The sequence below is a fragment of the Candidatus Saccharibacteria bacterium oral taxon 955 genome, assembly GCA_010202265.1.
Lineage (GTDB): Bacteria > Patescibacteriota > Saccharimonadia > Saccharimonadales > Saccharimonadaceae > Saccharimonas.
In genome coordinates this window covers 405282-423130 of the sequence record CP047918.1, presented here as the reverse complement: position 1 = coordinate 423130, position 17849 = coordinate 405282, and the positions used below count along the sequence as shown (strand labels likewise).

18 protein-coding genes and 2 tRNA genes are annotated in these 17849 nt (G+C 47.3%); 13 read left to right on the top strand and 7 right to left on the bottom strand.

The window, feature by feature from the left end; translation table 11 throughout:
* Genes GWK75_02220 through GWK75_02210 form a run of 3 tightly spaced genes read right to left on the bottom strand, consistent with a single transcriptional unit; the run spans window position 1 to window position 4406 of the window.
* On the bottom strand, window positions 1–1947 hold the full coding sequence (locus GWK75_02220) for a hypothetical protein (protein QHU91264.1): 1947 nt from the start codon (window positions 1945–1947) through the stop codon (window positions 1–3).
* Window positions 1948–3174 (bottom strand): polysaccharide deacetylase family protein, encoded by a 1227-nt coding sequence (locus GWK75_02215; GenBank protein QHU91263.1) that lies wholly within the window; start codon window positions 3172–3174, stop codon window positions 1948–1950.
* Window positions 3171–4406, bottom strand: coding sequence for a glycosyltransferase (locus GWK75_02210; GenBank protein ID QHU91262.1), 1236 nt, complete (start codon window positions 4404–4406; stop codon window positions 3171–3173). The genes GWK75_02215 and GWK75_02210 overlap by 4 nt, the downstream gene beginning before the upstream one ends.
* 171 nt (window positions 4407–4577) lie before the next feature.
* On the opposite strand from GWK75_02210, the gene GWK75_02205 reads away from it, so the two are divergent.
* Window positions 4578–5546 (top strand): mechanosensitive ion channel, encoded by a 969-nt coding sequence (locus tag GWK75_02205; protein ID QHU91261.1) that lies wholly within the window; start codon window positions 4578–4580, stop codon window positions 5544–5546.
* Window positions 5547–5594: 48 nt separating this feature from the next.
* A tRNA-Trp gene (locus tag GWK75_02200) sits at window positions 5595–5670 on the top strand.
* Window positions 5671–5801: 131 nt separating this feature from the next.
* On the opposite strand, the gene GWK75_02195 is transcribed toward GWK75_02200, so the two are convergent.
* Together GWK75_02195 and GWK75_02190 are read right to left on the bottom strand one after the other, a co-directional pair.
* On the bottom strand, window positions 5802–6419 hold the full coding sequence (locus tag GWK75_02195; protein QHU91260.1) for a DUF5052 family protein: 618 nt from the start codon (window positions 6417–6419) through the stop codon (window positions 5802–5804).
* Window positions 6420–6567: 148 nt separating this feature from the next.
* Window positions 6568–8067, bottom strand: a complete 1500-nt coding sequence (locus GWK75_02190; protein ID QHU91259.1) for a DUF11 domain-containing protein — start codon at window positions 8065–8067, stop codon at window positions 6568–6570.
* 208 nt (window positions 8068–8275) lie between these two features.
* Here GWK75_02190 and GWK75_02185 point away from each other — a divergent pair, with 208 nt between their 5' ends.
* From GWK75_02185 to GWK75_02150, 8 genes are all read left to right on the top strand, one after another.
* Complete coding sequence (locus GWK75_02185; protein ID QHU91258.1) at window positions 8276–8836, top strand: AAA family ATPase; 561 nt, start codon at window positions 8276–8278, stop codon at window positions 8834–8836.
* Window positions 8837–8840: 4 nt separating this feature from the next.
* Window positions 8841–9539 carry a DUF45 domain-containing protein gene (locus GWK75_02180; GenBank protein QHU91257.1) on the top strand — a complete coding sequence of 233 codons (699 nt, stop codon included), beginning with the start codon at window positions 8841–8843 and terminating at the stop codon, window positions 9537–9539.
* A 44-nt stretch (window positions 9540–9583) separates the two neighbouring features.
* The gene (locus GWK75_02175; GenBank protein ID QHU91256.1) at window positions 9584–11206 is read left to right on the top strand and encodes a PAS domain-containing protein; all 1623 of its coding nucleotides are present in this window, start codon (window positions 9584–9586) and stop codon (window positions 11204–11206) included.
* Window positions 11207–11300: 94 nt separating this feature from the next.
* Entirely contained in the window at window positions 11301–11681 is a 381-nt protein-coding gene (gene secE, locus GWK75_02170; protein ID QHU91255.1) for a preprotein translocase subunit SecE, read from the top strand.
* Window positions 11682–11707: 26 nt separating this feature from the next.
* On the top strand, window positions 11708–12256 hold the full coding sequence (gene nusG, locus GWK75_02165) for a transcription termination/antitermination protein NusG (protein QHU91254.1): 549 nt from the start codon (window positions 11708–11710) through the stop codon (window positions 12254–12256).
* A 404-nt stretch (window positions 12257–12660) separates the two neighbouring features.
* Entirely contained in the window at window positions 12661–13257 is a 597-nt protein-coding gene (locus GWK75_02160; protein ID QHU91253.1) for a hypothetical protein, read from the top strand.
* 76 nt (window positions 13258–13333) lie between these two features.
* The gene (gene rplK, locus GWK75_02155; GenBank protein ID QHU91252.1) at window positions 13334–13759 is read left to right on the top strand and encodes a 50S ribosomal protein L11; all 426 of its coding nucleotides are present in this window, start codon (window positions 13334–13336) and stop codon (window positions 13757–13759) included.
* Window positions 13760–13867: 108 nt separating this feature from the next.
* Window positions 13868–13944: transfer RNA gene (locus GWK75_02150), tRNA-Pro, on the top strand.
* Between the two features lie 40 nt (window positions 13945–13984).
* On the opposite strand, the gene GWK75_02145 is transcribed toward GWK75_02150, so the two are convergent.
* Both GWK75_02145 and GWK75_02140 read right to left on the bottom strand, forming a co-directional pair.
* Window positions 13985–14236, bottom strand: a complete 252-nt coding sequence (locus GWK75_02145; protein QHU91251.1) for a hypothetical protein — start codon at window positions 14234–14236, stop codon at window positions 13985–13987.
* 190 nt (window positions 14237–14426) lie between these two features.
* Window positions 14427–15299, bottom strand: coding sequence for a hypothetical protein (locus GWK75_02140; GenBank protein ID QHU91250.1), 873 nt, complete (start codon window positions 15297–15299; stop codon window positions 14427–14429).
* A gap of 21 nt (window positions 15300–15320) precedes the next feature.
* On the opposite strand from GWK75_02140, the gene GWK75_02135 reads away from it, so the two are divergent.
* The 3 genes from GWK75_02135 (at window position 15321) to GWK75_02125 (ending at window position 17767) form a co-directional block, all read left to right on the top strand.
* Window positions 15321–16178 carry a hypothetical protein gene (locus tag GWK75_02135; GenBank protein ID QHU91249.1) on the top strand — a complete coding sequence of 286 codons (858 nt, stop codon included), beginning with the start codon at window positions 15321–15323 and terminating at the stop codon, window positions 16176–16178.
* Window positions 16179–16287: 109 nt separating this feature from the next.
* Window positions 16288–17205: a D-alanyl-D-alanine carboxypeptidase family protein gene (locus GWK75_02130; protein ID QHU91248.1), complete on the top strand. Its 918-nt coding sequence runs from the start codon at window positions 16288–16290 to the stop codon at window positions 17203–17205.
* Between the two features lie 277 nt (window positions 17206–17482).
* Entirely contained in the window at window positions 17483–17767 is a 285-nt protein-coding gene (locus GWK75_02125) for a hypothetical protein (protein QHU91247.1), read from the top strand.
* Window positions 17768–17849: the final 82 nt, after the last annotated feature.

Genomic DNA, 17849 nt, shown 5'->3' with positions numbered 1-17849 from the left:
TCACTTATCCGTTATCGTATCTAGAAGGGTTGAAACATATTCCGCTTGACTCCAACACAGAGGCGAGACCGACGCCTCCTCGAGAGTCCTTGGATCGATCTGCTCCGCCAAAATACCGCTAGACCAGGCCGAATCACACACCCATCTTAGGATTGCGTTTGCCGACTCGGTTTTTCCGACCTCGAGAAAATATTGCGCCACCCAAAGCGTTGTTACAAACCACCAGTTAGGATTATCAGATCCATCAGCACGACGATAGCCATCGTGTTCATAGCGGGGCAGACCCGGCCGATCGTCGGTTGCTCCAAAAGTCGTCAAGGCAGTCTCCACCGCGTACTTGGTCTGTTCGCTACTGGTAGGAAAAAGTCCAAACATGAATGTACCAAAGATACTCGACATGTCGATCGTCTCATCGGGCGTAATCGTTCCATCTTCGGCAACCGACACACCCTTGTAAAATGCCTTGCGCGACTCATTGTAGAGATGCTTTTGAGCCGATTCATGAATATCCTCCGCAACTGCCCGCCACTGAACCGAGCTATCATTGTCTTTATAAAGCTCGGCTAAATCAGCCGCCGCAAGCAGTGCCGCATGAGTTACCGCAGTAGTGTAGGTTGTAGTCATAAACTTCTCTTCCCAAAGGTCGTATGACGGCTTCGGCAATCCAGTATGTTTGTCTACATAATGTGCCAGGAAATTTGCCATCGGTAATACCATTGGCTCATAGAACTCTTTGAGCAGCGCTTCATTGCCAGAAGCGTGATAAAACTCACTAAATACGAAAAGCACCAGAGCAGTTTCGTCCTCTTGAATCGGCGCAGAAACCGTACCGTCAGCATGTAAATACGGATGCCAACTACTACCAAGCGCTCCGTCCGCCCTATATTTGTGCATCAAAAAGCCACCTGCATTGAGTGCACGCCGACAAAACTCGAAAAATTTATAGGCTTCTTCTCTGTAGCCCATTCTAATTAACGGCCACAGTACGTACGCACCGTCGCGCGGCCAGCAATAAGCATAAGCGTCGCGCCAGTAGTTAAGCATACCACTATCGGTGCTAGCAATAACCGCTCCGCGCTTATCGATGTGAGATTTTATCAGCATAACACTTCGGATAAATTGATCTCGATGTCCTGTGTCGATCTTGTCAGCAAACACTTTAGCGGGTTTCAGCCAATTGTGCCACCATTTTACAGTGACGTCTAAGCGTTTGTGTACGCCCTGGGAGACAATTTGTTTATTAACATACAGCGCCTGTCGAGTAGACGTACCACACGCAATCCAGTAATGAAATCGCGAAGAGCTGTGTGGAGATAACGTAATTTTAAACCGAATAATTGAATCCACTCGACCGTGCTCAACCGGACACATCGACAACTCACCATCATCGGCATCGCGATAAGTGCCTTCGCGCCCTTCAATACCATAAAGACCGACCGAATACTGATCAAAATACTCTCCATCATCGTCTTGGGCAGAGATAACAAACGCGCGACGGCCTCGGTAGTGCAGAATTGCATTTGCGTCAGGTAAGTACTGGGCCGTATCGGTATTACTCCTAGCGTCACCAATCACAAATGACTGGTGTAGGAATATACGAACGTCACGCGGTGAGCTCTTCGTATTTATGATATGAATATTGCGCATAAAAGCATTAAACTCAGCGTCGACTGTGTCATCGAATTCAACAATAATTCCCAGTCTGGCGTGCTTAGCGATAACGTGTCCGACTAATGCTTCATGAGGATAGGTAAAATTAAGCTCCCAGCTACCATCGTCTAGCCAGCTCAGTATGCCATCGACCCAAATACCTACACGGTGACGAGTATCTTTGCCAGCCGAATGGTTTTCAAGCCCAACATAAGGAAAATAAAAATCGTGGACCTCGCCAAACTTATTGATCCCAACATGAAGCTCGCCGTTACTGAGAACAATCGGTCGCGCCACCTACAAACCCCCGTTCTCATGATGTTCACAAACACGATATCTCACATCGCGAACAGCATTCATGAAGTACAAGAACGCATCATATGGAGAATCGTATGGACTAAAGTACGCATGAACATCGCCATCAGTAAAGTACTTTGTGCACATGTAATAAGCGTGGTCACTCGTTGTCAACCGTCGCCAATCTTCTATCAACTGCTTATCGTTGGTGCGAAGAACGTCCGACTCTAGATCATAAAGATGGCGCATCGCCTCATGTTGCATAGAATTACCAAGCCATGCCGTGAGATCACGCTCTGTGTCTGCCCAGGTGATAGTCTGCGGACAGTCAACCATATCTACTGGCTCAAAAGAATCGCAGGCTTCGCTTACTGTATAGAAGGTATTTGCAGGGTTCTTTAGCCAACGACCGACAAAATCAGCAAAGAAGTCAAAGATCCCTGTATCTGCCCATTGGTGTTCACCAAACGTCTCGTAGTCCATAAACAGATTCACCACATTGCCATCGTCACCCAGGGCGCTATTGACCCATACATCATACGTATCAGCGTGAAGCGGATACGACTCCCAGGCTTTATTGCTAAACCGAAAAGCGATATCGTCACTGAGCTGATAGTTCTTCATCAAAAGTTTGATGCTAGTAGTATCAGTCGGCCTATAGACGTAGTTTGCATTTCGCCAGCCCAGCACAGGATCCCAACCTTCGGTCAAAATGCCCTTAAAACCATATTCATCGGCCCATTTGGCGAGTTCGTTATTGTAACTTAACTCTGTGTTACGAAAGACGCTAGTTTCAACCCCAAAAACATCGCGAATTTTTTGGCGATGAAGCTCAACCTGATGCTCAAATTCGCTCCGGCTGTAGAAAAATGCCAAGCTATGGTAATAGGTCTCAGACACTATCTCAACCCGACCTGTCTTGACGAGTTCACAAAAACTATCAAGCACATCCGGCGCCCACGCCTCAGCTTGGTCAATAAATGTACCAGTGATAGACAAGGATACTTTAAAGTCTGGATATCGCTCAAGCAATGTTCGGAGTAGAGCATTCATTGGTCGATACGATTTATCGGCAACTTTTAGAAATATCTCGCGGTTATCGCGGTGTAATTCTCGGGTGGTTGAGAAATAATCGTGGTTTTCGGCCGTATCAAATACCGTATACTCACGCACCCGCCATGGCTGGTGGACGTGAAGGTATAGAACTACGCCGCGCTTGCTACTCATGCGGTTGCTCCTATCTTCATGCGTTTATAGAGATGTAGACATGTCCGTGCGACATCATGCCAGCTCAGACGCGCGTATTCGCGCTTAACGTCTTGTTTGAGTTGCGCACAAAGAGCAGGGGACTTAGCGATACCGACCAATTGATCGGCCAGTCTATCGACATCCCAAAAATCATAACGAAAAATACTATTTAGCACCTCGCCGACACCCGACTGCTTGCTGATAATTAGTGCCGTACCGTGATGTGCTGCCTCCAGCGCGGTCAGTCCAAACGGCTCTGAAACGGAGCTCATAACAAATATATCAGCCACACTATAGGCGTCACGCCATTGTTTGCCCCTGACAAAGCCCGTAAAGAAAACTTTGTCAGAAATGCCCAGGTCGGCAGCAAGCGAAATCAACTCATTACGCTGCTCACCATCACCCGCCAGTAGCATAACCAACTTATCATGCTTACTACAAGCTTTTGCCATACCACGCATAAGCTGCACCAAACCCTTTTGCGCCGTAAATCGAGTAACCGTAGATACAACTGTATAGCCCTCCTCACGAAGCGACTCAAGATACTTATAAGTACGCTTGTCATACTCGTAGTTACCGAGTGACGCCAGATCAATTGCATTATGAACAACCTCAATTTTGTCGGCAGGGATATGGTATTTATGGATAATGATGTTTTTAGTAATTTCACTAACTGCGATAATTCGATCCGCCATCATCAGCCCCTGATACTCGATCTCGTGAACAATTGGATTACCACTTCCAAATGACCCCGCACGATCAAACTCAGTGGCGTGAACGTGGACAATCAATGGTGCGTCGGTCAGCTCTTTGGCGCGCATGCCAGCCTCCATCGTCAGCCAATCATGGGCATGAATCACGTCAGGCATACCAATCTTTTTTATCTTGATTAAACGCTCGACAAATCTGACATAACGCTTCTGCACCCCACGCATAGTCTGTAAATCTCGCAGATCTACCGCGTCGAGGTCTATCTCATCTACATATTTGCTATCATATGCCCCCATCAAGCCAAACTTATGAATAGGATTGAGCCTAGTAGCAGCGTGAATATTCATATACTCGGTACCAGGATGGTGCGCGTCATAAGGCAAAACGAAATCTATCGACGCACCCTGGTGGGCAAGAGCTTTTGATAGATGGTAACAAGCCACACCCAGACCTCCGCTGTTGTGCGGCGGGAGCTCCCACCCAAGCATAAGTATGTTCATGTCACCCATGTTAGATTACAGTCTGCAATCTAATTTCCCCTTTTTTGCTAACATATCCACAACTAGTATACGCCTCTCCATAAGCGTTTTGCAACCGATTAAATACATTTAACGAAAAAAGTCGCTCTTAGAATATAGTAGAGAGACCTGCAAACTGCTACAATACTGAGCGTGAGTAATACAATTAAACACCCCCAAGCATTTTTAGATGATATGCATCATCTATTCATAGAGCCAAACGCATTCCGCTCTATCTTAATCCTGATCGCCTCACTGATCATAGCCTATTGGCTTAGCCGTTTTCTTGCAAAAGGAATTATCTATATCGCTCAAAAGGTTGGGCGTCGTAGTGACAACGAATCAGACGATGCCCGTGTGATGCGCCTACGCCAGACCGAAACTTATCTTAGTATCACAGTTGCAATCGTCCGTGCTCTGGTTGTTGCCGTTGTCGGCTTCGTCGCCTGGAGAGCACTTAGTCCGTTCTCTTCAAACAGTGCGGCGGCAAATAGCGTGGCCGCAATTGGGGCTAGCGCATTCTTTATCGTCATCGCTGGTCAGACGATCGGTATCATTTTGCGCGATCTAACCGCTGGTTCGACTATGATAACTGAAGGTTGGTACAAGATTGGTGACTTCATCAAAATTGAACCATACTGGGATGTAGCTGGCGTCGTCGAGCGATTTACCCTTCGCTCCACCCGAATACGCGCACTCAACGGTGAGATCATCTGGGTACACAACCAGAACATCACTGGTGTCCACGTAGTACCAAAGGGTGTTCGAACATTAGCCGTTGACGTATTTGTCCGCGACAAAGAGGCCGGCGAAAAAGCGATCAATAAAATCATCTCCGCTATTCCAAAAGGCAAAACCATGCTCGCCAAACCACTACGAATTATCCGCACTGAGGAGTGGGGAAAAGATCGTTGGCGAATCACCGTCCTAGGACAAACCGCACCTGGTCGTGAGTGGCTGATCGAAAAGTTCTTTGTCGAAGCCTGCATCGATCTCGACGACGGCAAAGTAGGCTCCGAAAAACTCCTCGCACTTCCGCCAATGTCACGCTACGCCGACGAAGGAGCTGACCGTCACTTCAAGCGCGCTGTCTTAGTCAAGCCCGAAGACGAGCAAAAGTAGCAGTTTTATCATAAAATCTGGTATAATACTCTGGTATGCGAGAAGTACAGGGGAGTAGCTCAGTTGGTAGAGCACCGGTCTCCAAAACCGGGTGTCGCAGGTTCAAGTCCTGTCTCCCCTGCCAGAGGAGCATGTATAAAAAGTCCACTAGCTGGACTTTTTTATTACAAACCTAAAAATAGTTTCTTCGCCAAAATGAATAAAGCCGGAGCCCGAACCCTCTTAGAGGGAACAGACTCCAGCTTTTAGACCCTGCTACCCTAGCAGCTCCGTATCGTATACGGTATAGTCCGCTCGATATATAAGTAGATACCTACCATCAATACGAAAAGCCGTTGATTTAGGGATGTCAGTCGAAAAGGTCTCGACATGATCCCCGGCAAAAACGGCCAATGGCGTCCCATCCTGACTGCGCACCATGATGGTGCGTGCTTTGCCTTGCCACAGGTTACCATAGCGGTACCTGATATCATTAAGCCACGGAGCGCCTGGCTCAGTGTTAGAAAACCGAACCTCATTCGGCAGACTGCTCGAGACATCAACTATACCATCTTGGGCAAATATCAGCGTCGAGCCAACATGGGTGATATGATTATCACCCAAGCTGATCAGTAGGACGGATGAGTCTTTGTTTGACTCTCCATCCCTAGACTTTGAGTCAAAAGTCTGGTCTCTCGAAAACCTGAATGACGTCCCGGACACTCTATCAATCAGCCGTGACGATTCATTGTAGGTGGATACCGTACCCGACACGCCTCTGATAGCCCGCGAAAATTCCTCCGAGGACATACTGATGGCTGCACACGATGACAGCAAAATTGTCATCAGCACAGCCAAAACAATGCTCAAGAGGCCGAAGAAACGACGAGACACTTACACTCCTAGGTTAGTAGCTACTTGCACGACATCTCTCATCGTGCAACATTATATATTATGCATTATGATAAATATTTTGTCAATATTACAAAATAGCCCCGCAGACTATGCAGGGCTATTCGTTAGAGGATTTGACTGTAGACTTTTACCGTAGGTTACGGCGACTTGCCATGTAGGCTGCACCGACACCGACGAGACCACCGATACCGATTACACTCATAGTGTCCGTGAGACCAGTGTGCGGCAACTCTTTGACTGGTGTTGGAGGTACCTCAGCACATTTGCTCATATCGGTTGTCATAGTATTTTCATCGTAGTCTTTTTTAGCAATCTTCTTGATCTCTTTTGTACTTATGACACAGACCTGGATGTCACCACATCGCGCGATATCAGTTGTCATGTGCGACTCGTCGTATTCGCTACGTTCGATGGTCTTGATCGTGTTGTCTCGGAGATCACAGACCTTAATTCGCTCTTTGGTCTCAGTAGTCGCGTCATCACAATCATCTGGGGTGCCAGGTACGGTTGGCGTATCAACACATACTGAGTTTTTGTGAGTACCAGATGAGTACTTCATATACTTAGCTGTAAGCGTGAATCGCATCGACTCACCAACCTTTAGTTCAGGAATCGTATGAGTCCAAACGTTATTAGCAATCTTGCCAGCATCTGCTGAGACAAGCGTTACCTCAGCTGGCGCCTTGTCAGTAACGACTGCATCCTTTAGAGCTACGTTACCAGTATTTTTAACGACAATTTCGTAAGTGAACTGCTCACCAACGGCAACCTTGTCGTGCTTTTTGTTGTTTACGGTCTTGACGATGTCGATACCAGGCTTGAGCTCCTGAACGACAGTGACTTCAGTTACACATGTACCAGGCGCTGTTACAAGCTGACCATTTACGTTGACACGAACCTGTGCAGATACTTTGTAAGTACCAGGCTTGTCATAGTTGTGCGTCACACTTGAACCGCCAGTTGCACTAGTGCCATCACCAAATGAGTATACGTAGTCTTTGATAGATGCGCCATTTGCCGCACTTGCGTCAGTAGTGAAGCGGTACTCTGTTCGGCTTACTTTAGTAGCAGATAGCGAGTTACACTTATAGACTGGCTTTGGCGGAACAGGTACTGGTGTCGCTACCAGCGGGTTACCACATGAGTAGTAAACTGCTGAGACAAATTGGCCATTTGAGTCAAACCAAATGTGCACAGCGATACCGTCGGTGCGCATAGCCGAGCCTGCACGACGCTGGTAGAGCGTCTTGCCGCCGATATTAACCTTTGTGTCGCCTGAGAAATACTGACGACCAACAGTTACACCATTTGTAGCAACGAGTCGACCGTCGTACCAGACTTCACCTTTTCGGTTAACATAACCCTGCTTTTGAGCCATTCCATTAATCTGTGAAGAACTAACTCCATAGTGACTAAATATAGCAGGTAGGTCACCAGTTTTGTTGGCGTTATATTTTGACTTCAACTCCTGAGGCGTAATTGCACCACAGTAAATTATTGAGTTACGATTACAGTCACGCGCACTTGGATTGACCGCATCGGCACGGTCTCCTGCGAGGTAGTTGATCCCCGCAAATGCTGCAGCTGCAACTGCAACTCCTATGATAATATTCCTTAGTTTATTCATGTATGCCTCCTCTAAAGCTCACATTTTTTACACGGCTTTTCCGTGTTTATGGTTTACATTATAGCAAGTTATTTACATTATGTCAATATGCATGAGTAGTATATGGTACTTATGGTTATTTTTGTTCTACCTCTGTTAATTGCCTCCAAAAGTAGGTATTAAACGAAACCTGAGAAAAAATTGTCATCTTTTTTGATATAATCAGCCTATGAAATCGTTACATCTGACGCGGCCGCATGCGATTATGATGGTGGGACTCCCAGGAAGCGGCAAAAGCTTTTTTGCAAGCCAATTTGCTGAAATGTTCAATGCGCCCTATATCGATAGCTTAGCGATCGAATCAAAAGCGTCTGATGCCGCTGCTGCTAGCGACCTGGTCGCGATGATGCTTGCAGAAATCATAAAAACCGGTCAAACGTTTATATTTGAAGGTAATAGTGACAGTCGCGCACGACGCACCGAGTTTGCTAGATGGGCAAGGGATAAAGGCTACCAGCCGATGCTCATCTGGGTTCAAGCCGACCAGACCACTTCACTCGGTCGTTCATTGAGAGCAAAAACTCTCACCCGCGATCAATTTGCCGATGCTGTTCGTAAATTTAGCCCTCCGCACCCACACGAAAAACCAGTAGTAATCAGTGGTCGACACACCTACGCCAGCCAGGCAAAAGTCGTTCTCGGACGTCTAAGCAAAGATAATCGCCCAACCGAATCATTACAAACAGACCGTCCATTATCTGGCGGTGGACGTTCGATCATGATTCGCTAATTTTATGACCAGCTTTGATGATCCAGAGTTTGGAGAAATCCGGATTCAAAAGCGCAAAGGCTCACGAGCGGTTAGAATCCGCGTCGGCACAGATGGTCGATATATCGCCACTGCGCCCACCTACACACCGATATTTTTCATTAAGCAAGTCGTTAATTCGTCGCGCGAAGAATTGCGTAAATTGGCATCACACACCTCTATAGAAAATCCGTACGTCGACGGTCAACTAGTCGGTCGGCATCACACCTTAGCCGTTGTGCCGACACAGATGGTCAAAGAGCCAGCCACCAAGGTCCAGCGCAATCGCTTGCTAGTCTATTTGCCACCAGGCTTCGCGCTCGAGGATACACAGGTGCAACAAAAAATTCGAAATAGCGCTATTGCTATCCTTCGCAAGGAGGCGAAGGCTTATCTACCATCACGGCTCAAAGAACTAGCGACCAGGCACGACTTTCACTATGAGCGAGTTAGATTTAGTCATGCGAGTAGTCGCTGGGGAAGTTGCAGCAGTAGCGGCACAATCAGCCTAAATATCGCACTGATGAAGCTTGCGCCCGAGTTGATAGATTATGTTTTGATCCATGAACTATGCCACACCAGACACATGAACCACTCGACGGCGTTTTGGACAGAGGTGGGCCGCTACGACCCCCACTATAGAACCCACCGACAGCGAATCAAGCGCGAAACCCCGACCGTATAATTTAGCCTTTGATTTCTTTCTGCTTAAGATTATAATGAGAGACAATGAAACAGAGAAAGGGTGGCGCTCGGGGGACAAACGCTTACGTAGAGCGGATTGTTCATATTGCTGGTCTGGTCGTTCCTATAACGCTCCTCTTGTACGGCGCCCTGATTGTCTTTGATGTCATCAAAAACAATCACCACTTTAACCACTTACTGTTTGCCATCATTGGGATACTCTGGATTGCACTTAGCATCTATCAGTTCTTTGTGCCGTCACGCTCGCGGGTTGAATCAATAATCCGCATCATTGCATATCATGTGCTAGCCTCGCTACACATTTTGGCGGTTACGGGACTAGACATGCCACTCACTGGCGCCTGGATCGTCCTATTCCTGGCGTCATACGCCTATTTTGGTAGAAGAGGACTCAATCTAAGCATATTTGTACTATTTGGGGTTACAGTTATCGACTGCGCCCTACACATTCATAACGCCGAATACATTATCCGTTCGGGTCTATATTTCCTAGGCACAATTTTGGTAGGAAGTATAGCTGGCATCGTAACCGCATCGGGCGAAGTTGACAGGAGAGAACTCTCCAGGTCTCAGGCTCAAGAACTGCTTCAGCGCGACCGAATCTTGACAATTGTCAACAACCTAGCTGATGGCATCCTCAGTACAGACAAGGACGGCATCATACAAGTCTACAATGCCGCCAGTCTAAATCTACTAGATACCAACCGTGAGTTAGCTGGACAACCAATCGACAGTGTCATCCGTCTAATCGACAAGAACAATAAACTATTTCGATTCTCAAAAGCCTTTCGTGCCGCTCGCAGTGTCGAAACCCGAGAAGATTTAAGTACTACAATTTCTGACGAAACCATTCACTTAAGCGTCATTTATTCACCAATTCACAGCACAAATAGTCATAATCAAGGTATGAGCGACGGCTATGTTGTAATCCTTCGTGATATCACCAAGCAAAAATCTCTCGAGGAAGAGCGTGATGAGTTCATTTCGGTCGTAAGCCACGAGCTACGCACACCAATCACGATCGCCGAAGGGTCGCTAAGCAACGTTCAGCTCATGATGGACCGAGATGATATTCCCAAATCAACCTTATCTGCCAGCATCAAAGCTTCTCACGATCAAGTACTTTTCCTAGCCAAGATGGTAAATGACCTAAGTACGCTGAGCCGCGCCGAGCGAGGCGTTGGCGACACGGTAGAGGAGATAAATATAAGTGAATTAATCCACAGTCTCTATAACGAATATGCACCGGAAGCCGAAGCAAAGGGCCTACGCTTCAACCTCGATCTTTCACCTCAGCTCGGCTCGGTGATGGCTAGCCGCCTTTATCTCAAAGAGCTTCTACAAAACCTCGTAACAAACGCCATCAAATATACTAAAAAGGGCGAAGTAACTGTAGAGGTCAAAAAACGAGACGGCAGACTGCAATTCAACATCCATGACTCAGGAATTGGCATCAGCAAATCCGATCAAAAACACATCTATGACAAATTTTGGCGTAGCGAAGATTACCGTACTCGAGAGACTGGCGGTACGGGCCTCGGGCTGTATGTCTCTGCCAAGCTAGCCAAGAAACTTGACACCCAGATAGAGCTCTCGAGTCGCCTCAATCATGGCTCTACTTTTGGCTTCTCGTTGGAGGCAAAGTAAACCCTCCTCGCTTGACACATTGACCATAAACAGCTAGTATAGACTTGACAGTCTGCAACCAAGCAGACTTTTAAATTTGGGAGAATCACTTATCGTGGCGAAACCATCAGCATCAAAATCAGGTACAAAGATCACGCGCATCAGCGCCTCTGATAGCGCCTCAAAAGCAAAAAAACCAGCACCAGCAACTAAAAAATCCATCAAAAAACCAGCCCAATCTGGGTCAACAAAACCCAAGAATGAGAGCATAGCGATAGAGTCATCAACCAAGTCGCAAACTCGCAATCCACTGGTTGCATTTGGACGCTACATAAAAGGTTCGTGGCGCGAGCTACAGCAGGTCCGCTGGCCCGACCGACGTAGCACATGGGGCATGACCGGCGCGCTACTCGTGTTTACGCTATTTTTCGTCATCCTCATCCTAGTTATGGATTATGGATTTTCAGAATTATTTAAGCTCATCATGAGCAAATAACCACAGTAAAGGAAACTTAATTTATTATGGCAAAAACAAATCGCTACGACAGCACCCGCCAGTGGTACGCTATCCACACCTACTCAGGCTATGAAGAAAAAGTTGCCGACTCTATCCGACAGCGCATCCAAGCCGTCGACATGGCAGACAAAATCTTTGACGCCATGGTGCCAAAAGAAAAGCAAATTCAGATCAAAAACGGCAAACGCAAGGTAGTTGAGGCAAAGATATTCCAGGGCTATGTACTGGTCGAGATGAAACTCACCGACGAGACCTGGTACATCGTCCGCAACACGCCAGGTGTAACTGGATTTGTCGGCAGCGGTACAGAACCAACCCCTGTCTCTGATAGCGAAATTGCTAAGATCAAGAAACGTATGGGCGTCGAGGATCCGAAACATCAGATCGACTTTGAAATTGGCGAAGTCGTCAGTATCACCGACGGACCATTCAAAGGCTTTGACGGCTCGGTGTCTGAAATTGATACCGCCAAGGGTAAGCTTAAAGTCATGGTCAGTATGTTTGGTCGTGATACACCTGTCGAGCTGGACGCCCTCCAGGTAAAGAAAGTCTAGCTTCAAGAATACATATCATAGCAACCCCGCAAAAACGGAGATAATCACTATCTTCGTTTTTGGTATTATTGACTAAATCAATAACTACTGTTATAAATATAAAATGTGGTGTAGCCCTCTACGCCGTGGTAGCGCTATACAGAAAGGGTAAAAACGAGGTGGAGCTATTTGTTTTTTTTGCGATTCCACTAACAGTTCTTCTGCTTGCGGTAATGTATACCGCAAGAGAGGACCACGAACCCCCAAGAGGGGGTTCCTCCCAACTGCTACGATAGCACTTGCCGAGGCGGACGAACATTCGTCTGCCTCGGCACAACTAAACCACACTGAAACCCTCATTGGAGGGTCTTTTTAATTTATATAGAGTATTGCATTTTTGTAGTATTTATGTTATAATTCGAGTAATGGAGTTTCCTCATCGAAATCACACACAATATCTAGTCGATGCAAACATCGGTCAACCGTTTGTGGCGTACAACGTTTCGGTATACGGCGACAGAGAAAATCATGTTCTTGAAAACGGCGGTTTCATAGACGAGACTCTACGTGTTTCAGAAAAAACTCGCCTCTATATCGGACAGACCGCTATAGAGGAGTTGTTAGACGATAGGTTTGAGAGTTTTGAAAGAACAGGCGAGGCGGAATGGGCAATTGACGCCCTAACAATCATCGCCCTATTTCCTGAGGCCGTCGACCAAGACTTCTCGCTGCCAAACCCTTCAGAGGCGATCATTGATGAAGTCAGTGCTGCCGCGGCAAAAGAAGTCATACAGCCATCACAGACCTTAAGCGACACCTATGGCCGTCTCATTCAGCTAGAATCAGCTCCTGAGGCGCTACAACGTCAGTTTTACACTAAACTAGGAGCCTATGCTAGTGAACTGACATTATCACACCCATTCTTAAGTGCATACACGCTGTTTCAAGAAGAACAGCATGGCAACGACTTTTCGACTGCTATATCCGTACTACAAAAGCGCTTGCAACAATCAGAGGAATAGCGTATAATTTACCACTGTTACGCACTGCAAATGCTTCAAACAACGCAGTAAATAGTATCAAAAGGAATCTTTTATTATGGCAAAAAAAGTTATCGGCAACTTGAAACTCCGCATCCCTGCCGGTCGTGCAACCGCTGGGCCTCCAGTTGGCTCAACGCTTGGTCAATGGGGACTTAATATGATGGACTTCATCAACCCATTCAACGACGCCACCAAAGGTGACATGGGCAAAGATGTAATTGTACACATCAAAGTTTACGAAGACCGCACGTTCACATGGGAAAGCCTCGGCCAGCCAGTCGACGATATGATTCGCGCAGCAATCGGCATCCAAAAGGGTAGCGCAAAACCTCACACCGACAAAGTAGGCAAGATTACTCGCGCTCAACTTGAGGAAATCGCCAAATCAAAAATGGGTCAACTAAACGCAATTGATCTTGAAGGAGCTGTCAAGGTTGTCGCTGGTAGCGCCCGCAGTATGGGTGTCGAAGTTGTCGACTAATCATAAACTAGTTCAAATTTCAAAAAAGAGCCTCTTAATACGAGGCTCTTTTTAGATCGTAGGCTAATTGCCTTTATCGAAAACGACGAGTAAAATATGTACTTATGTCGGGGTGTGGCGCAGTTTGGTAGCGCGCACCGTTCGGGACGGTGAGGTCGCTGGTTCAAATCCAGTCACCCCGACCACTATCATTATCTTTAAAAGCCATTCAAATAGTCTAGAGACTTAAATCTCTAGACTTTCTTCATAGCCCTGATCTTCGGACTTAAATAATGGATATATCTCGCAAGCGCTATTAATACCAAGCTCGCCCTTCTCAACCGCATCACAAAGTAGACTGGTGGCCGCCTCCTCTGTAATGTCCCTCTCACACACAAGCCGCCCGAGGGCCTTTGATATACCAAGAGGCGCTTCCTGCGTATAGTCACCCTGCTCCAAAACAGCCTTTAGATCTTTTTCGTTTCCTACTCTCCTCACATTGCCTCCTTATAGCGTGACTTATTGCCAAATAATTATAAAGCAGTCAGGAATAAAAGGCGAGCACGTCCAGCTTGATGAAAGATTCTCGCTAATTATAGTTATTGCTAATCACCGAGAGAATAGAACCAGGGTCACACAAAATTGCACTACAAAACTTTTGATGATTGTAGCTGTATATATAGGACTCTTATCGTCGCCTTGCTCGTCTAGCAATGTGCGCGCCGATCACATTGCCATACTGTGCAGCGATACTGTGGTCACTGGCAACGGATTGTGGCGAGATGCGGTGCGCAATGTTGTGGTTGAGCCAGGTACCGACATGAAGAGCGGCGCGATAGGCATAGGCGTCAACTGCAACACGCGATGACATAGGCCCAAAGATGAGCTTTGCCATGGCGTGTGTCCACACATAGTATGTGTCGCCAGCACTATCTTGGGGATGTTGTCCATCGTGATACTTGAGGGCCGCAACTGACCGATACCAAGTCTTCATGGCACGCTTCGCCTGACCGTGAGAAAGCGGACGAAAGTCGTCGATCGCCTCGCCGTCGTACCAGCGAGCATATTGCCGAGTTGTAACAAGCAGAAGCCAAAGCGCTTCGACTGGGTCACCTGCAACCTGCATAGCGTGGTGAAATTGCTCGACAAGATTAACTGGACGATGATGCGTACGCGCATCTTTAATGATTTTGTCATGCAACGTATCAATGTCGGCTTGTTTGGCGCGGAAATATGGCTGGATAGTCGGAAGATACATGGTAAACTGCATCAGCGCAGCGAACAACCCAAGTCTCTCTCTGACGGTGATTCTTGGAACGACGAAATCTGTTGGTAAAAGAGACTCAATTGACTTAACAGTTTCATCCAGTGGAGGATTTAGCGGTATTTGCGTATCCATAAGTTGTTGGCTGACACTACGATGAATGACGCGATCTTCATGCGGTGGAGTCCAGATAACGGTATGGATCGCTCGTAGACAACCGGTTAGGGTCAGCCAAAAATGTTGCTGCGTAGGTAGAGCAAAGCGACGGAAGGAAATTTGACTATTTGTCTTTTTCATTATATATGATATTATAACACGGTGGAAGAAAAAAAGAGACAAAACGAGCGGTACGCTGCGATCAGAGCAGGAGACAAACTCGCGAGGTCCGTAATTACACTGTTGATAACTCCACCTCACGAAAAACTACACGTAGAGGCCGAGCTCGCAGCCGAGGCTACCGAACAGCCGCTAATGCCGGCAGTTGAAGAGGCTTTGCCAAATGTACGCGAGAGACTAGCGGGATATCGCGATACGCCACGAGTACTTGGTGCGGTTGCGATGCTGAACTTAAGCGCTGCGCTAATGCAATTTACTGACCATTCTGGGGTCGGTCCAGATGACATAGTGGGCACGCCGAGCTTCACTCAAACTGAAGCGCTCCGGATGGAATACGAACAGCGGTACGGCGTCTCGGGCCCGCTAGACGCAACTGAGCAGCTAGACGCCGCGCTGTCACTAACTGAGCGAGTTGATGATTCATTGATGTTGCTTTGGGCGTCATCGCGCCAATATGCGCGCTGGCTCGACAGTACGCTACTGCCAAACGAAATTACCGACAGGCAGCGGCGACTCGATACGATGCTTGCTTGGCGCAGAACAATCAAGGCGCACAAAACACGTGAAAACGGCCCACAGGACCCAGCTGGTGACAATTACTATATGTGGACACACGCACTGGCACAGTACGCTTGGCGAGTTTCATCAGGATGCCCTCGTTTCGTCAATAATGTGGTAGCTCAGACGTTTTGGAATGGCACAGACTTGATGCACGGGATTGTACATCGGTTCAACAGACAGAGCGTGCCAAATGACCACACGGCGGCGGCTCGATATGGCAACGTTTTGGGTGATGCGATCGCTAAACAGGCGACGAATTCACCTCTAGAAAACTGTTGACCCTAGCAATATCATCTGGAGAGTTTTACAGTACAAGGATATTAGCAAGGTCGTACAGGGCACAGTAAAAAGATCCTTGTTAATTATAATTATGCTTTATACTAGAGCTATGGAGGAGCCTACCGAGCGACCAGTCAATCAGGTCAACAAAATCAAGAAACCCCACTTCTTGCGTCGACATCTTATCTTGGTAATTTGTATACCTACTCTAATTATCGCCTCCGTACTATTTGTAGTTATTACCGATCACCGCGAGAGAGTGACATCAGAATCACGCAAGGTCGCACTACAAAAAGAACTGACAGCAATCGATGAACGGGCTAAGGCTGTAGTAAAAGAAAAGAAACTTGCCGCCCAACGAGCTGAAGCAGAGGCTCGAGCAAAGGCAGAGAAGGATGCCGCCGAAGCCAAGAAAAAAGCAGCCACCAAGCCAGCGGGAACCGCACCAGCAACTCCTAAATGTGACGTTACAAATCCATCATCGATAACCGCTGTCCTCAATAAAAAACACTGTTTCTCACCGATAGACTGGGCGCCAACTGACCTAGTAACTATCAAAGGCTATCCTCTTCGCCGCGAGGCTGCCAGCCAACTACAGGCCTTGATGAACGCCGCCCAAGCCGAAGGCTTACAAATCGATATATCAAGCGCCTATCGTTCCTACGCCGACCAACAATCCACCTATCGATACTGGGTCAATGCCAACGGCAGTCAGGCGGCCGCCGATACAATATCAGCACGACCAGGCTACAGCGAGCATCAGACAGGCTTAGTTGTCGATCTGAAAGTAGGCTCATGCTACCTCGAGTGTTTCGGCTCAACCGCCCAATACACCTGGCTCACTCAACATGCGGCTGACTATGGCTTTATTCGACGATATCCCGACGGAATGACCAGCATAACTGGCTACAGTCCAGAGTCATGGCATTGGCGCTATGTCGGCGTCGCCGTTGCCAAAGATATGAAAGCAAAAGGTGTCGAAACCATGGAAAAGTACTTTGGTATAAGTGGCGGTGATTATCAATAGATACGTCTTTTATCTATTTTTCACGACATTTCACAAAGATTTCTAGACTTGACCAGCTACCGATACGCCACGGTATCATAGATATAGGTTATAGTTGTACTCCAATTTGCTGGTTTCCACAGCCAAGCCATCTAACGCACTAGGCTCTGGGAGTAACCAGAACCTCTGAAATCACGACCTCTGGCATACGCTGTACTCTGCATAAAGTGGGGCAGGACCGCGGCCATAGTCGTTCATACTCCACCACTTTAAATCAAAAAATAAACTAGCAAGCCAAATGTCAATACAAGAGGCGAGCTACACCATAGGAGAGTATGCTATGATAACCAACCAAATTAACAGTCCTGTTTCTATCACCGCAATCGACTTCGGTCAAGATATGGAGGCAATCCCAAAACGCATGGAATGGGGTGGTCGAACCTATCAATTTATTGATCGCGGTATCCGAGTCGTCGCACGACGTGGTGAGCGAGTGAGTAGTACTGTCACGATGAGCGATGGCGAACAAAGCTTTTGTTTACGTCATCACAGTGGCGTCTGGACGCTCCTAAGCGTCTGCTAATAGGAGCCAAACAGGACGAAAAGCCCCCTAGACAACTAGAGGGCGTTTTTCGTAGCTCTATCAAAAACACCGCAGAGGTTGC

Excerpts from the sequence above, each read along its gene's own strand:
- GWK75_02215 (QHU91263.1), bottom strand. The coding sequence starts at position 3,174 with ATGAGTAGCAAGCGCGGCGTAGTTCTATACCTTCACGTCCACCAGCCA.
- GWK75_02210 (QHU91262.1), bottom strand. The coding sequence starts at position 4,406 with ATGAACATACTTATGCTTGGGTGGGAGCTCCCGCCGCACAACAGCGGA.
- GWK75_02190 (QHU91259.1), bottom strand. The coding sequence starts at position 8,067 with ATGAATAAACTAAGGAATATTATCATAGGAGTTGCAGTTGCAGCTGCA.
- GWK75_02185 (QHU91258.1), top strand. The coding sequence starts at position 8,276 with ATGAAATCGTTACATCTGACGCGGCCGCATGCGATTATGATGGTGGGA.
- GWK75_02180 (QHU91257.1), top strand. The coding sequence starts at position 8,841 with ATGACCAGCTTTGATGATCCAGAGTTTGGAGAAATCCGGATTCAAAAG.
- GWK75_02175 (QHU91256.1), top strand. The coding sequence starts at position 9,584 with ATGAAACAGAGAAAGGGTGGCGCTCGGGGGACAAACGCTTACGTAGAG.
- nusG (QHU91254.1), top strand. The coding sequence starts at position 11,708 with ATGGCAAAAACAAATCGCTACGACAGCACCCGCCAGTGGTACGCTATC.
- GWK75_02160 (QHU91253.1), top strand. The coding sequence starts at position 12,661 with ATGGAGTTTCCTCATCGAAATCACACACAATATCTAGTCGATGCAAAC.
- rplK (QHU91252.1), top strand. The coding sequence starts at position 13,334 with ATGGCAAAAAAAGTTATCGGCAACTTGAAACTCCGCATCCCTGCCGGT.
- GWK75_02140 (QHU91250.1), bottom strand. The coding sequence starts at position 15,299 with ATGAAAAAGACAAATAGTCAAATTTCCTTCCGTCGCTTTGCTCTACCT.
- GWK75_02130 (QHU91248.1), top strand. The coding sequence starts at position 16,288 with ATGGAGGAGCCTACCGAGCGACCAGTCAATCAGGTCAACAAAATCAAG.
- GWK75_02125 (QHU91247.1), top strand. The coding sequence starts at position 17,483 with ATGTCAATACAAGAGGCGAGCTACACCATAGGAGAGTATGCTATGATA.